Source organism: Xanthomonas sp. NCPPB 901 (assembly GCF_056725085.1).
In genome coordinates this window covers 3,369,488-3,385,143 of record NZ_CM161511.1, presented here as the reverse complement: position 1 = coordinate 3,385,143, position 15,656 = coordinate 3,369,488, and the positions used below count along the sequence as shown (strand labels likewise).

Here is a 15,656-nt window from a genome sequence, read left to right as displayed (position 1 = left end):
CCCCCAGATGGCGCATGTGTTCGCGGCAGTGGGGGCGCTGAGGCCGCCGGCTCATCCAGTGGTCCTTGTGGCGGTGCTGTGCCCTGCCTGGCGCGCAGTTCGGCGTCCGGACGATGCCGGGGTCCAGGGCAGATATGAGCGCGCTGCGGCGCATCGGCGCCACGCTGGAGAGTCGTCCAACGTGCGCTCCATCCGTCTAAAAACAGACACTTATCCCAGAATGGGGCGGCGGCAGTGACAGATCTCTAAACGCTTCCGGCGACAAAGTCATGGGCCAAGAGTTGCATTCTCGTGAAAATTTTGTTTTAAGTTAATCTCGCGTTAAGAAATTTGTTTTAGACGAAACAATTTTTCGTTACGAATTTCTTAATTCCTGGGTCGCACTGCATCGCGCAGCCAGGCCCTTCACGTGTCGTCAGGAGAGAGAGGACAGATGTCGAAGCACTATCCGAGCCGTGTCATGCGTCGTAGCGTATTGGCCGTGCTCCTGGGAGCAGCCCTCACGCAGGGCGTGGTCCATGCGCAGAGCACCACAGGTTCCATCTACGGCGTCGCGCCGGCAGGCGCGACCATCACCGTGCAGAGCGACACCGGTCTGACGCGCACTGTGCCGGTCGATAGCGCCGGACGCTTCAACATCGGCTCGCTGCCGGTCGGCACCTACACAGTCACCCTGAACAAGGACGGCCAGGCCGTCGATAGCCGCAAGGGCATCGGCCTGCGCGTCAGCTCGGGCACCGAGGTCTCCTTCGCCAAGTCCGACTCCACCGCCACGCTCGATACGGTGACCGTCAGCGCCAGCAACGTGGCGCCGGTGGACGTCACCACCGTCGACTCGCGCACGGTCATCACCGCCGAGCAGTTGCAGCGCCTGCCGCTGGCCCGCTCCGCCGAGGCGATCGCGCTGCTGGCGCCGGGCGCCGTGGCCGGCAGCGGCTACTTCGGCAACGCGGTGTCCTTCGGCGGCGCCGGCGTGTCGGAGAACGCGTACTACGTCAACGGTTTCTCTACCGGCAACCCGATCAACAACATCGGCGGCGTAAGCCTGCCGTATGGCGCGATCGACCAGCAGGAGGTCTATACCGGCGGCTACAGCGCGCGCTATGGCCGCTCCGACGGCGGCGTGATCAGCCAGATCGGCAAGCGCGGCACCAACGAGTGGCATTTCGGCGGCCAGGTGCTGTGGCGCCCGCGCGCCACGTCCGAGTCGCCCAAGGACGTGTACTACCCCGACGCGTCCCTGCCGAGTGGCTATGGCTATCAGGATCCGACGCTGACCGGCAAGCTGTATCGCTCGCGCAAGGACAACCCGACCTGGAGCAACGTGTACAGCGCCTATGCCGGCGGCCCGTTGATCGAGGATCGCCTGTTCGTGTTCGTCTCGGCCGAGCAGGAAAAGATCGACGGCGTGTCGACCACCGCGTCCGACAGCAGCACCGTGGCGCGCAACCATTGGAACCAGAACAAGCCCAAGGTCTACGCCAAGGTCGACTGGAACATCAACGACAGCAACCTGCTCGAACTGACCGGCATCAAGAGCAACGACCGCACCGGCGGCTACTACAACGCGTTCGACTACGCCACGCTGTCCGAGGGCGCGCGCAACACTGCCGTCGAACCGAACATCGTCAAGCAGAACAGCACCTACTACATCGGCAAGTACACCAGCTATCTCACCGAGGACCTGACCTTCAGCGCCACCTACGGTAAAAGCACCTTCGACAACAAGAACTACCCGGGCATCGTCAGCCCGGATCCGTACCTCAGCGGCGTGGTCTTCCAGAATCCGGCGGCCAACGGCGGCACGCCGATCCGCAACGGCCAGGGCGCGCGCAACCTGCTCGATGGCAAGGACAACACCCGCGGCCTGCGCCTGGACTTCGACTACCGCCTGGGCAACCACGATCTCGCCTTCGGTATCGACAACATCTACTACCAGGCCGAGAACGAAGGCCAGTCGATGACCGGCCCGGGCTATGCCTGGTACTACGCCAAGTCGTCCAGGCCGAACGCGCCGATCAGCTCGGCGCTGGGCGTCGGCGCGCCGGGTGGCCAGGGGTATTACGTGCGCAAGCTGATCTTCAGCACCGCGACCTCGATGACGGTCAAGCAGAAGGCCTACTTCCTCGAGGATCGCTGGCAGGTCAGCGACAAGGTGCTGCTATCGCTGGGTCTGCGCAACGACAAGTTCATCAACAGCAACAGCAACGCCCAGCCGTACGTGGACAGCGGCAACCAGTGGGCGCCGCGACTGGGCGCGACCTGGGACGTGCACGGCGATTCGACGCTGAAGGTCTATGCCAACCTGGGCCGTTACTTCCTGGCGCTTCCCAACAGCGTCGCGATCCGCGGCGCCTCGGCCTCGACCTTCACCAGCGAGTACTTCGCCTATACCGGCATCGACGCCAAGGGCAACCCGACCGGCCTGCGTCCGCTCGGCCCGGGCCCGGTGTCCTCCAACGGCGAGTACGGCATCGCCCCGGATCCGCGTACCTTCACGCCGAGCGACCTGAAGTCGATGTATCAGGACGAACTGATCGTGGGCTTCGACCAGGCGTTCGCCGAGAAGTGGACCTTCGGCGCGAAGGGTACCTACCGCAAGCTGCAGTCCGCCATCGACGACGTGTGCGATCCGGGCCGCATGCGCACCAAGCTGAGGTCGCTGGGGGTGGACCCGAGCACGGTCACCATCCCGGGATGCATCCTGTTCAACCCCGGTGAGACCAACAGCTTCAGCCTGGCCAACAGCAGCGGTGGCCGTACCAACTTCACCATGAGCAAGGCGGACTGGGGCTTCGACAGCTCGGCCAAGCGTGACTACGCCGCGCTCAACCTGTATCTGGAGCATCCGTTCGACGGCAAGTGGAGCACCCGTGTCGACTACACCTGGTCGCGCAACTTCGGCAATACCGAAGGCCAGTTGAAGTCCAACATCGGCCAGACCGACGTGTCCAAGACCCAGGATTGGGACGCCGCGGCGCTGATGGCCTGGGCCGGCGGCTACCTGGCCAACGATCGCCGCCACCAGCTGAAGATCTACGGTGCGTACCAGATCGCGCCGGAATGGATGGTCTCGGCCAACCTGCGCATCCAGTCGGGGACGCCGCGCGATTGCCTGGGTTACTTCAGCGCCAACGGCGTGGATGAAAGCTCTGTGGCTGGCGACCCGGTCGGTTACCGCTCCGCCTATCACACCTGTGCCGGTAGCGCGTCGCGGCCGGGCGATGCGGGTCGGACCCCGTGGACCAAGCAGATCGACCTGGGCGCGATCTATCGCCCGGCGTTCGCGGATCAGAAGCTGGCGTTCGGGTTGCAGGTGTTCAACCTGCTGAACGAGCGCAAGCCGGTCCAGCAGTACGCGACCTGGGAATCCAGCCCGTACACGGTGCTCAACACCTATGGCATGGGCAACTACTTCCAGACCCCGCGTTACCTGCAGTTGTCGGTGTCCTACGACTACTGATCCGGGACTGGCGCCGCGCGCGGCGTGAGTTTCACTGCCAGGCCCGCCTCCGGAAACGGGGGCGGGCTTTTTCTTTGTGTGCAGGGTCCTTCCTGGGAGTTGGAGGCTGCAATGGCGGAAACGCGCAAAGCCAGGGCCGGCGCGCGCCGAAGGTGCGGACTGTTTGCGATGGCGGCGAGGCGGGGATGGCGGCAAAGACCGCAGACGCACAGCGTTGGCCGGGCGCGAGGGGGGCTTGTCGCGTAGCCGATGCCGATGGCGCGTGGTGGCCGCGCCCTGTCTTCGATGGCCGATCCTGTGCACGCATGTCCCATGCCGGTGGGGTGCGGCCGGGACCCAGGCGCGCAGCCAGGTCGATGGGCGCGGCCGGAGCCGCTTATCCGGGCAATGGCCGACGCGCTCGGGCGTCGGCCATCGGTGCGCCGATGCTTAGCGATCGAGCGAGAAATCGATCGGCACCAGCCCGTACGCCTGCACCGGCGTGCCGTTCTGCAGCGCCGGCTTGAACGCCCAACGCTTGAGCACCTGGTCGCGCGCGGCCAGGTCGAGTGCCCGGTGGCCGCTGCTCTTCTCGATGCTGACCTGCAGCGGTTGCCCGTCGGTGCCGACCAGCACCCGCAGCAGCACGCTGCCCTGCAGATGCTCGCGCAGGGCGTCGCGCGGATAGGCCGGGGCCGGCGCGCGCAGGTACTGCAGCTGCATGCCTTCCAGTGGTGCGCTGACGCTGGCTGGAGGCTGGCTCGGGGCCGCAATGCTGGGCGTGGGATCGACCACGGGCGCCGCGTCCAGCGCCACCGGGCTGCTGTCGGCCAGCGGCGCCGGCGCCGGGGTCGGTGCCGGCACCGCCACGGGCGTGCGCGGCTGCGGCGGCCTCTGTTTCTCGGTCGTCGGCAGGGTCGGCGGCGGCGGCGTGACCTGGACCACGACGGGTTGCTGCCAGCGCGGCTGCGCCGGTTCCGGGGGCGCGGTCACGTGCGAGAGCGGAAGCAGCAGCAACAGGGCGGCCAGCAGGTGCAGGGCGATCGCGGTGCTGTAGGCCAGGACCCGGGACAGGTCGATGCGGAAGGACGGGGCGGGGAGTTGCGTGCGAACCATGGATCCACCTCTGCGATAGGAGTGTCGTGGACTGCGGTACGGGGAAACGCACGGGCGCGGCGGATGGGGTTGTCGCGCCCGTCGCGCTTGGACAGTGCGCCGGGCGCGGGCGCTTTGGCAAGCGGTGGCGGGGAACGGCGCCGGATGCGACAGTGGCGAGCGGGCGCCGCTTCCTGAGCCGGAAACGACGACGGCGCCCGCAGGCGCCGTCGTGAGGTGTTGCGGGACCAGGACTTACTTGCCCAGTTCGAACACCACGTCCAGGTTGACCGAGACACTGCTTTCGCCCGGTGCGACCGGCGTGTCGGCCTCGGCCTTCATCGCCATCGCGCGCATCATCGGCATCGGCGGACGCACCCCGCCGCCACCGCCCTCGGAAATGCTGACGATGCGCCGCACGCGCAGGTTCAGCGCCTTGGCGTAGCTCTGCGCGCGCGCCTGCGCCTTCTTCAGCGCGTCGACCCGGGCCTGGTCGTACAGCGGTTCCGGGTCGTCGATCTCGAAGGTGGGCCCGTTGATCTGGTTGGCGCCCTGCGCGGCCAGCGCGTCGAGCACCTTGCCGAGCTTGCCGATGTCGCGCACCTTGAGGTTCACCGAGTTGCTGGCCTGGTAGCCGACGATCTGCGGGGCCTGGTTCTCGACGTACTTGTACTGCGGGTTGAGGCTGACGCCGCTGGTCTGCACGTCCTTGTCGGCGATGCCGGCGGCGCGGATCGCGGCCAGGACCTTGGTCATCTGCTCGGCGTTCTGGCGCATCGCCGCGGCGCTGTCGGTGGCCTGGGTGACCACGCCGGCGGAGATGGCGGCCACGTCGGGCGCGCGCTTGGCCTCGGCCTGCGCGGTGATGTTGAGCAGGGTGCCGTCGGCGGGCACGGCATAGCCGGGCGCGGCGGATTGGGCGTGGGCGGTCATCGTGCCTCCTAGGGCGAGGGAAAGGGCCAGCAGCAGGGGACGGACGGACAATGCGCGCATCGTGGTTCTCCTTGTGAAGACGTTGGCGAGGGTGTTGCCGCGACGATGAACGCGTCGTGATCTTCGCTGGGGTCGAAGCGATCGTCCCGCAATTAGCGATCGTTCAGTCAGTCCGGTCGGGTTATCCTTCGAGCATGCTGTATCTCGCGTCCCGTTCCCCTCGCAGAAACGAACTGCTGACCCGCCTCGGCGTGCCGTTCCGGATCCTCGATCTCGAGGTGCCGGAAGTGCGCGCGGCCGACGAATCGGCGCAGGCCTACGTGCGCCGGGTGGCGCTGGACAAGGCCCGCGCCGGATTGGCGCAACTGGCCGCTACCGCCGACGCGGTGGTGCTCGGCGCCGACACCGAAGTGGTGCTGGAGGACCGCGTGTTCGGCAAGCCGGCCGACGCCGGGGACGCCGCGGCGATGCTGGCGGCCCTGTCCGGGCGCACCCACCAGGCGATGACCGCGGTGGCGCTGGTCGCCGCCGACCGCGAGGAGCTGGTGCTGGTGTCCACCGCGGTGACCTTCGCCGACCTGTCCGCGCGCGACATCGCCGACTACGTGGCCAGCGGCGAGCCGATGGGGCGGGCCGGCGCGTACGCGATCCAGGGCGGCGCCGAACGCTTCGTCAGCCGTCTCGACGGCAGCTATTCCGGGGTGATGGGCCTGCCCCTGCACCAGACCTTCCACCTGCTGCGCACCTTCGGAGTGCTGTGATGTCGCAAGAGATCCTGGTCAACGTCACACCACGCGAGACCCGGGTGGCCGTCATCGAGAACGGCATGCTGCAGGAGCTGCACATCGAGCGCGGCTGGCGCCGCGGCGTGGTCGGCAACATCTACAAGGGCCGCGTGCAGCGGGTGATGCCGGGCATGCAGGCGGCCTTCGTCGAGGTCGGGCTGGAGCGCGCGGCGTTCCTGCACGCCAACGACGTGGTGCGGCCGGCGCCGGTCGGCAACGGCGACACCGAGGAGGCGACGCCGCTGCCGGTGTCGGCGGCGGTGCCGATCGTGGAACTGCTGCGCGACGGCCAGGACATCGTGGTGCAGGTGGTCAAGGACCCGATCGGCAGCAAGGGCGCGCGGCTGACCACGCAGATCAGCATTCCCTCGCGCTACCTGGTGCTGCTGCCGCAGTCGCGGGTGATCGGGGTGTCGGCGCGGATCGAGGACGAGGCCGAACGGCAGCGCCTGAAGACCCTGGTCGCCGACCTGGCCGCCAGCCACGGCGGCTTCGGCTACATCATCCGCACCAACGCCGAGGGCCAGCCGGCCGAGGCCCTGGCCGAGGACATCGCCTACTTGTCGCGGGTCTGGAACGTGGTCGAGCGGCGCGGCCGCGACGGGTCGCCGGCGAGCATCATCTACGAGGACCTGAGCCTGCCGCTGCGCGCGGTGCGTGACCTGATCCGCAAGGACGTGGAGAAGGTCAAGGTCGATTCGCACGAGACCTTCGAGCGCCTGCAGGCCTTCGTCGCCAAGTACATGCCGGTGCTGGCCGAGCGCCTGGAGCTGTACACCGGCGACCGCCCGATCTTCGACCTGTACGGGGTCGAGGACGAGATCGCGCGCGCGCTGGACAAGCAGGTGCCGCTGAAGTCCGGCGGCTACCTGGTCATCGACCAGACCGAGGCGATGACCACCATCGACGTCAACACCGGCTCGTTCCTGGGCCAGCGCAACCTCGAGGAGACGGTGTTCCGCACCAACCTGGAGGCGGCGCAGGCGGTGGCGCGGCAACTGCGCCTGCGCAACCTCGGCGGCATCATCATCATCGACTTCATCGACATGGACGACGCCGAGCACCGCCGCCAGGTGCTGCGCACGCTGGAGAAGGCGCTGGCGCGCGACCATGCCAAGACCACGGTGTACGAGTTCTCGCCGCTGGGCCTGGTGGAGATGACCCGCAAGCGCACCGTGGAGAGCCTGGAGCGGCAGCTGTCCGAACCGTGCCCGGAATGCGGCGGGCGCGGCTCGATCAAGACCGCCGAGACGGTGACCTACGAGATCTTCCGCGAGATCACCCGCGCCGTGCGCCAGTTCGACGCGGCGCGGCTGCTGGTGATCGCCTCGACCAAGGTGGTGGCGCGCATCACCGACGAGGAATCGGCGGCCGTGGCCGAGCTGGAGGAATTCCTCGGCAAGACCATCCGCTTCCAGGCCGACGAACAGTACCTGCAGGAGCAGTTCGACGTGGTGTTGTTGTGAGGCCGGGAGTGGGGAATCGGGAATGGGGAATGGAGGAAGAGCGCGTTATCGGCGCTGATGCATTCCCGGATTCCTTTGCCGAATTTCACGTGGCAATGAGCGGTTCGTGTGCTGCTTTTGCGATTCCCCATTCCCGATTCCCCACTCCCCGCACTTGATGCACACCCCCCTGCGCCGCCGCCTGCGCCTGGCTCGCCGTTTCGCGTTCTACGCGGCGGCGATCGGGCTGGTGTGCGTTGCCCTGGCGGTGGGCGCGCTGAGCCAGGCGCTGCCGTTCGTCGAGCGGCACCCGCAGCAGGTGGCGGCGTGGCTGAGCGAGCGCGCCGGGCGGCCGATCCGTTTCGACCGGCTGGAGACCGCGTGGACCCGGCGCGGGCCGCTGCTGCGCCTGGACGGGCTGCGCATCGGCGCCGGCGACGGCGTGCGCATCGGCCAGGCCGAGGTGTTGGTGTCGATGTACGCGGGACTGCTGCCTGGGCGCTCGTTCACCGAACTGCGCCTGCGCGGCCTGGCGCTGACCCTGCTGCGTGGCGACGACGGCAACTGGAGCGTGCAGGGCCTGCCGACCTCGGGGCAGGGCGGCGATCCGCTGGATGCGCTGCAGGGGCTGGGCGAACTGCAGGTCATCGACGGCCGCCTGCGCGTGCACGCTCCGTCGCTGGGGCTGGAAGCGCAGGTGCCGAAGATCGACCTGCGGATGCGCGTGAACGGCGAGCGCCTGCAGGTGGGCGTGCAGGGCTGGAGCGATCTGCAGCAGGCGCCGCTGACCGCGGTGCTGGACCTGGACCGCCGCCACGGCGACGGCCAGGCCTATCTGGCGGTGCGCCCGGCGGAGCTGGCCGGCTGGGCCGGCCTGCTGCATGCCGGCGGCATCGAACTGCAGGGCGGCGTCGGCGAAGTCCAGGCCTGGCTGGACCTGCAGCAGCACCGGGTCGCCGGGGTCACCGTGGACGCCACGTTGCGCGAGTTGCGCCTGCGCGGCGCGCCGCTGGCCGACGGCCGTACCCGGCCGCCGCTCACCTTCACCACCTTCCGGGCGAAGGCGCGCTGGCGCCAGATCGAGGGCGGCTGGCGGCTGGATGCGCCGCAGCTGCAGTTCGGCCAGGCCGGGCTGCCGTTGCAGCGCCTGGACGGCCTGACCGTGGCCGGCGGGCGCCGTTTCGCCCTGTTCGGCGACCACCTCGACGCGACGCCGCTGATCGCGGTGGCCGGGCTCAGCGACCGCCTCTCGCCCGGTCTGCGCAGTTGGCTGACGGTGGCGCGGCCGCGCCTGCAACTGACCCAGGTGGCGGTGAGCGGGGTGCCCGGCGGCCCGCTGTACGGCCAGGGCCGGCTGACCGAGCTGGCGTTCGCGCCGGCCGGCGGCGCACCGGGCGTGAGCGGGCTGCGCGGCCGCTTCGACGGCGATGCGCAGGCCGGCGAGCTGGCGCTGGACGCTGGCAGTCCGGTCCGCGTCGACTGGCCCAGCGGCTTCGGCGTGGTCCACCAGGTGCAACTGGCCGGGCGCATCGTGGCGTTCCGCGACGGCGATGGCCTGCGCGTGGCGACCCCGGGCCTGCGCGTGCAGGGCAGCGACTACGGCGCCGACGTGCGCGGCGGGCTGCGCTTCCAGGGCGACGGTTCGCGGCCGTGGATCGACCTGGCCGCCGACCTGCAGGACGCGCCGGTGGTGGCGGCGAAGACATTCTGGGTCCATTCCAAGATGAGCAAGGCCGCCACCGACTGGCTCGACGCCGCGCTGCAGGGTGGGCGCCTGCGCGACGGCCATGCGCTGGTCTCCGGCGACCTGGACGACTGGCCGTTCGCCGACCACAACGGCCGCTTCGAGGCGACCGCGCGGCTGGAGGACGCCAAGGTGCGCTTCCAGCGCGACTGGCCGGCGGTGGAGAACGTGGATGCCAGCGTCGCCTTCATCGGCAACGGCTTCGAGGTGCGCGGCCGCGGCAGCATGGGCGGGGTGCCGGTGGAGCAGTTGTCGGCGACGCTGCCCGATTACAAGGAAGGCCAGCTCAGCGTGCTGGCCAGCACCCGCGCCGAGACCGGCAAGCTGCTGGCGATGCTGCGGCAGAGTCCCCTGCATGCCCATTACGGCGACACCCTGGATGCGCTCAGCGCCTCGGGGCCGGCCGATGTCACCTTCGACCTGCTGCAGCCGTTGCGTGCCGATGTCGGCACCCACCACCTGCGCGGCACGGTCGACCTGCTCGGCGCGCACATCGCCGACAAGCGCTGGGACCTGGCCTTCGACGACATGCGCGGCAGCGCCACCTACAGCGATACCGGGTTCGCCGCGCAGAAGCTGAGCGTGACCTACCAGGGCCACCAGGGCGAGCTGGCGCTGCGCGCCGGCGACGGCGTGCAGGATCCGCAGCAGGCCTTCGAGGCGGCGCTGAGCGCGTCGCTGGACGCCAACGAACTGCTCGACCGGGTGCCGGACCTGGCCTGGCTCAAGCCCTACGTGCAGGGCCGCTCGCGCTGGAACATCGGCGTCGGCCTGCCCAAGACGCCCGACGGCGGCGCGCAGCCGCCGACCCGGCTGCAACTGCGCTCGGACCTGGTCGGCACCGAGCTGTTGATGCCGGCGCCGATGGACAAGGCGCCGGCGACGCCGTTGGCGACCTCGGTCAACGTGCCGCTGCCGGTCGGCAGCGGCCGCATCGAGGTGGCCTTCGGCAAGCTGATGGCGCTGGCCGCGCGCAGCCAGGGCGGCAAGACCGGCGTGCGCGTGGTGATGGGCAGCGACCACGTCGCCGACGATGCGCCTGCCAGCGGCCTGGTGGTGAGCGGGCGCACCGCGGCGCTGAACGCCATCGACTGGATCGGCGTGGTCAGCCGCCCCGATCCGAACGCCGCCGCGGCCAACGGCGGCGAAGACCCGATGCCGCTACGGCGCATCGACATCCTCGCCGACCACCTGCTGTTGCTGGGCGGGGTGTTCGACAACACCCGCCTGCGCCTGCTGCCGCAGGCCGACAGCATCGACGTGCACCTGGACGGCCCGGCCCTGGCCGGCGACCTCAGCGTGCCGACCAAGGACAGCGGCGTGCTCGGCGGACGCCTGGCGCGGGTGCACTGGCGCTCGGCTACCGCGGCGCTGCCGGTGGCCGACGGCGCGGCCACCGCGGTGGTCGCCACCCCGGCCAGCGGCGTGGCCGGCAGCGCCGGCCCGGTCCCGGCCGGCCCGTTCGCCGACACCCTGGACCCGGCCACGATTCCGGCGCTGGCGCTGGACGTGGACGACCTGCGCTTCGGCCCGGTCATCCTCGGCGCCGCCTCGCTGCGCACGCGCAAGCTCGCCGACGGCATGCAGGTGGACCAACTGCACCTGCGCTCGGACAAGCAGAAGATCGACATCAGCGGCGACTGGCGCGGCAAGGGGGCCACCGCGCATACCCAGCTCGACGCCAATGTCGACAGCCGCGACCTCGGCGAGTTGATGCAGAACCTGGATTTCGGCGGCCAGGTGCGCGGCGGCGAAGGCCAGCTGAAGCTCAGCGCGGCCTGGCCGGGCACCCCGGCCGGCCTGCAACTGGCCACGGTGCAGGGCCAGCTCGACGTGGCCGCGCGCAACGGCCAGCTGCTGGAGCTGAACCCGGGCGCCGGGCGCGTGCTCGGCCTGCTCAGCGTGGCGCAGCTGCCGCGGCGGCTGATGTTCGATTTCCGCGACTTCTTCTCCAAGGGCTTCGCCTTCAACCGCATCGACGGCCAGATCCGCTTCGGCGACGGCATCGCGCGCAGCGACAACCTGGTCATCGATGGCCCGGCCGCGGAGATCAAGGTGCGCGGCGAGGCCGATCTGCGCACCCAGCAGTTCGACCAGACCATCGACGTCAATCCCAAGTCCGGCAACCTGCTGACCGTGGTCGGCGCGGTGGCCGGCGGGCCGGTCGGCGCGGCGGTCGGCGCCGCCGCCAATGCGGTGCTGGGCAAGCCGCTGGGCAACATCGGCGCGCGCACCTACCGGGTCACCGGGCCATGGAAGGATCCCAAGGTGGACGTGATCGAGCGCGAATCGGCGCGGCCGCCGGCACCGCCACCGGCACCGGCGGGTACGCCCTAGAGCCCGTGCCGTCCGTAGGAGCGGCTGCAGCGGCTGTAACGCCCGTCGCGGCTGAAGCCGCTCCTACGGAAGGGACGTGGCGACGGCACAGATACCCGCGGCGCGCTGGCCATGCGCGTTCGGTGCCGCCCGCCGCTTGCGCTGCGCGCCTTCGTCCCCCATGTTGAGCCCATGAACGATCACGCCCTGAGTCTTGCCGAAACCCGCCTGTTGCTTCCCGCCGGCCTGGATGCCGCCAGCCTGGAGCGCGCCTTCGGCACGCTGCTCGGCCCCGGCATCGACTTCGGCGACCTGTACTTCCAGCATTCGCGGCGCGAGAGCTGGAGCGTGGAGGACGGCATCGTCAAGGACGGTGCCCACTCCATCGAGCAGGGCGTGGGGGTCCGCGCGATTTCCGGGGAGAAGACCGGTTTCGCCTATTCCGACGACATCCACCGCGACGCGCTGCTGGCCGCCGCGCAGTCGGCACGGGCCATCTCCCGCGACGGCGGCGCGCAGCCGGCGCAGGCGCTGCAGCGCGGCGGCGGCCGCGCGCTGTACCCGGCGCTGGACCCGGTGGACGCGATGGACAACGCGCACAAGGTGGAGCTGCTGCGGCGCCTGGACCAGTACCTGCGCGCCGCCGATCCGCGCGTGCAGCAGGTGATGGTGAGCCTGTCCGGTGGCGTGGACACGGTGCTGGTGGCGCGCAGCGATGGTGTGCTCGCCGCCGACGTGCGCCCGCTGGTGCGGCTGAACGTGCAGGTGATCGTCGAACAGCAGGGCCGCCGCGAATCCGGCTATGCCGGCGGCGGCGGCCGCTACGATTACGCCACGCTGTTCGCCGACGGGCGGCCGGAAGCCTTCGCCCGCGAGGCCTTGCGCCAGGCGCTGGTGAACCTGGAGGCGGTGCCGGCCCCGGCCGGGGTGATGCAGGTGGTGCTGGGGCCGGGCTGGCCCGGCGTGCTGCTGCACGAGGCGGTCGGCCACGGCCTGGAAGGCGACTTCAACCGCAAGGGCACCAGCGTTTACGCCGGCCGCATCGGCCAGCGCGTGGCCTCGCCCGGCGTCACCATCGTCGACGACGGCACCCTGGACGGCCTGCGCGGTTCGCTCAACGTCGACGACGAAGGCACCCGCACGCACTGCACCACCCTGATCGAGGACGGCGTGCTGGTCGGCTACATGCAGGACACGCTCAACGCGCGGCTGATGGGCGTGGCGCCGACCGGCAACGGCCGCCGCGAATCGTTCGCGCACCTGCCGATGCCGCGCATGACCAACACCTACATGCGCGCCGGCCAGCACGACCCGCAGGAGATGATCCGCTCGGTGAAGAAGGGCCTGTACGCGGTCAACTTCGGCGGCGGCCAGGTCGACATCACCAGCGGCAAGTACGTGTTCTCGGCCACCGAGGCCTATCTGATCGAGGACGGCAAGGTCACCGCGCCGGTGAAGGGCGCCACCCTGATCGGCAACGGCCCGGAGACCATGCAGAAGGTGCGCATGATCGGCCACGACCTGGCGCTGGACGAAGGCGTCGGCGTCTGCGGCAAGGACGGGCAGAGCGTGCCGGTGGGCGTGGGCCAGCCGTCGCTGCTGATCGACGGGCTGACCGTGGGCGGGACGGCCTAGGAGCCGGGAGTGGGGAATCGGGAATCGGGAATCGGCAAAGCGGGCGCCGCGGTGCGCTGCGGCAGTGCCGGCCTGACGGGTAGGCGCAGCGCGCGCCGCGCTCGCTGGGTTGGGCGAGTGTCGGCGGCCGTGCGCCGCAGCCGACGCTGCCGTACCTCAGTCGCGCGTGTCGTCGAACGCCTCGTCGTCGTCGGCGTGTTCGATTCCCGATTCTTCATTCCCCATTCCCGACGCACCAGCCAGCATCAGCTCGCGCAGTTCCCGAAACAGTTCCCGATAGGCATGCGGCGGCTTGTTCTTCAGCCGCTCGTCCTTGGCGTTGCGGACGAGTTGGCGCAGGTGCTGGCGGTCGGCGTCGGGATGCTCGGCCAGCAGTTCGGCCAGCGCGGCGTCGCCTTCGGCGAGCAGCCGCTCGCGCCAGTCCTCGACCCGGTGCATGGCCGCCACTTCGCGCCGCGCGCTGTCGCTGTTGACGTCCATGGCCTCGCGGATCGCCTCCAGCACCGCCTCGTCCTCGCGCCGCATCTGCTTGGCCAGGAACGCCAGCTGCCGCTTGTGCGCGATGTGCGAGGTGATGCGCTTGGTCTCGGCGATGTGCGGCAGCAGCGACTCGGGCACCGGCAGCTTGGCCAGCTGCGCCGGGGTCAGCGCCACCAGCTTCTCGCCCAGGCTCAGCACTTCCAGCGCCTCGCGGCGTTGCTGGCTGCGGCTTTCGCCGCGGAATTCACCGGTGTCTTCGTCGCGTCCGCGCATGCTCGTACTACTCGATCGGGCTGGAAATCAAATCAACAGATCCGGCCAGGACGGCCGGACAGGGGCGAAGGGATTCGCACAACAAGGATAAAGCATTGAACGCGATCACCCCCGATTTGCACCGCGACGACAGCCAGCAGCGCCTGGAGCGCCTGTCCGACATCGCCGAGCGGTTGCTGGCGCGCGCCCGCGCGCTCGGCGCCAGCCAGGCCGAGGTCAGCTGCAGCGAAGACCGCGGGCTGGACGTCAACGTGCGCCTGGGCGCGGTGGAGACGGTGGAGTCCACCCGCGACCGCGGTATCGGCGTCACCGTCTACTTCGGCCAGCGCAAGGGCAGCGCCAGCACCGCCGACCTGCACGAGTCCAGCCTGGAGGCCACCGTGGCCCAGGCCTGCGCGATCGCCCGCTACACCGAGGACGACGTGGCCGCCGGCCTGGCCGAGGCGGCGCTGATGGCGCGCGATCAGCCGGATTTCGACCGCTGGCATCCGTGGCCGCTGCAGGCCGAGGAAGCGATCGACCTGGCGCTGGCCTGCGAGGCCGCCGGCCGCGACGCCGATGCGCGGATCAGCAATTCCGACGGTGCCTCGGTCGGCAGCAGCGAGAGCCTGTCGGTGTACGCCAATTCGCACGGCTTCATCGGCTGCGAGCGCAGCACCCAGCATTCGCTCGGCTGCGCGCTGATCGCCGGGCAGGGCGACGGCATGCAGCGCGACGGCTGGTACAGCAGCGCGCTGGCGCGCGAGGACCTGGAGCGGGCAGCGGCGATCGGCCGCCGCGCCGCCGAGCGCACCGTGGCACGGCTGCAGCCGCGCTCGTTGCCGACCGGCGAGGTGCCGGTGCTGTTCGCGCCGGAGATGGCGCGCTCGCTGATCGGGCACCTGCTCGGCGCGGTGTCCGGCGGCGCGCTGTACCGCCGCGCCAGCTTCCTGCTCGACAGCGCCGGCACCCGCCTGTTCCCCGAGTGGTTCGCGATCGACGAGCGGCCGCACCTGCGCCGCGGCCTGCGTTCGGCGGCCTTCGACGGCGAGGGCGTGGCCACCCGCGAAGCGCCGCTGGTGCGCGACGGCGTGTTGCAGCGCTACGTGCTGGGCAGCTACTCGGCGCGCAAGCTGGGCCTGCAGACCACCGCCAATGCCGGCGGCGTGCACAACCTGCAGGTGGCGGCCAACGCGACCGACCTGCCGTCCATCGTCAAGGGCCTGCCGCGCGGCCTGCTGGTCACCGACCTGATGGGCAACGGCGTCAATCCGGTCACCGGCGACTACTCGCGCGGCGCCGGCGGGTTCTGGATCGAGAACGGCGAAATCGCCTATCCGGTGGACGAGATCACCATCGCCGGCAACCTGCGGCAAATCTTCCAGGACATCGAGGCGGTGGGGGCCGACATCGACGTGCGTTCGCACGTGCACATCGGCGCGGTGCTGGTCGGCAGGATGACGGTGGCCGGCAACGACTGAGCGCGGCCATGCCGCCACGCACGCCAGGATGCCGCGCGATGTTCCCCG

General features: G+C 70.1%; 9 protein-coding genes. 6 read left to right on the top strand and 3 right to left on the bottom strand.

The window, feature by feature from the left end; genetic code table 11:
• Positions 1–433: 433 nt before the first annotated feature.
• Positions 434–3,463: a TonB-dependent receptor gene (locus AC1PME_RS14115; RefSeq protein WP_481096196.1), complete on the top strand. Its 3,030-nt coding sequence runs from the start codon at positions 434–436 to the stop codon at positions 3,461–3,463.
• A gap of 429 nt (positions 3,464–3,892) precedes the next feature.
• Here AC1PME_RS14115 and AC1PME_RS14110 read toward each other — a convergent pair whose 3' ends face one another.
• Together AC1PME_RS14110 and AC1PME_RS14105 are read right to left on the bottom strand one after the other, a co-directional pair.
• On the bottom strand, positions 3,893–4,558 hold the full coding sequence (locus tag AC1PME_RS14110; RefSeq protein ID WP_481096195.1) for an energy transducer TonB: 666 nt from the start codon (positions 4,556–4,558) through the stop codon (positions 3,893–3,895).
• Positions 4,559–4,792: 234 nt separating this feature from the next.
• A complete protein-coding gene (locus tag AC1PME_RS14105; protein WP_254458605.1) occupies positions 4,793–5,530 on the bottom strand; it encodes an SIMPL domain-containing protein in 738 nt (245 codons plus the stop codon).
• A gap of 134 nt (positions 5,531–5,664) precedes the next feature.
• On the opposite strand from AC1PME_RS14105, the gene AC1PME_RS14100 reads away from it, so the two are divergent.
• From AC1PME_RS14100 to tldD, 4 genes are all read left to right on the top strand, one after another.
• Positions 5,665–6,231, top strand: coding sequence for a Maf family nucleotide pyrophosphatase (locus AC1PME_RS14100; RefSeq protein ID WP_481096194.1), 567 nt, complete (start codon positions 5,665–5,667; stop codon positions 6,229–6,231).
• Positions 6,231–7,721, top strand: coding sequence for a ribonuclease G (gene rng / locus AC1PME_RS14095; protein WP_254458603.1), 1,491 nt, complete (start codon positions 6,231–6,233; stop codon positions 7,719–7,721). The genes AC1PME_RS14100 and rng overlap by 1 nt, the downstream gene beginning before the upstream one ends.
• A 157-nt stretch (positions 7,722–7,878) precedes the next feature.
• Positions 7,879–11,781 (top strand): YhdP family protein, encoded by a 3,903-nt coding sequence (locus AC1PME_RS14090; protein ID WP_481096193.1) that lies wholly within the window; start codon positions 7,879–7,881, stop codon positions 11,779–11,781.
• A gap of 171 nt (positions 11,782–11,952) precedes the next feature.
• Complete coding sequence (gene tldD, locus AC1PME_RS14085; protein ID WP_307551477.1) at positions 11,953–13,395, top strand: metalloprotease TldD; 1,443 nt, start codon at positions 11,953–11,955, stop codon at positions 13,393–13,395.
• Between the two features lie 156 nt (positions 13,396–13,551).
• Here tldD and yjgA read toward each other — a convergent pair whose 3' ends face one another.
• Positions 13,552–14,148 carry a ribosome biogenesis factor YjgA gene (gene yjgA / locus AC1PME_RS14080; RefSeq protein WP_254458600.1) on the bottom strand — a complete coding sequence of 199 codons (597 nt, stop codon included), beginning with the start codon at positions 14,146–14,148 and terminating at the stop codon, positions 13,552–13,554.
• 95 nt (positions 14,149–14,243) lie between these two features.
• Between yjgA and pmbA the strand changes: the two genes are divergently transcribed.
• Entirely contained in the window at positions 14,244–15,608 is a 1,365-nt protein-coding gene (gene pmbA, locus AC1PME_RS14075) for a metalloprotease PmbA (RefSeq protein WP_481096192.1), read from the top strand.
• Positions 15,609–15,656: the final 48 nt, after the last annotated feature.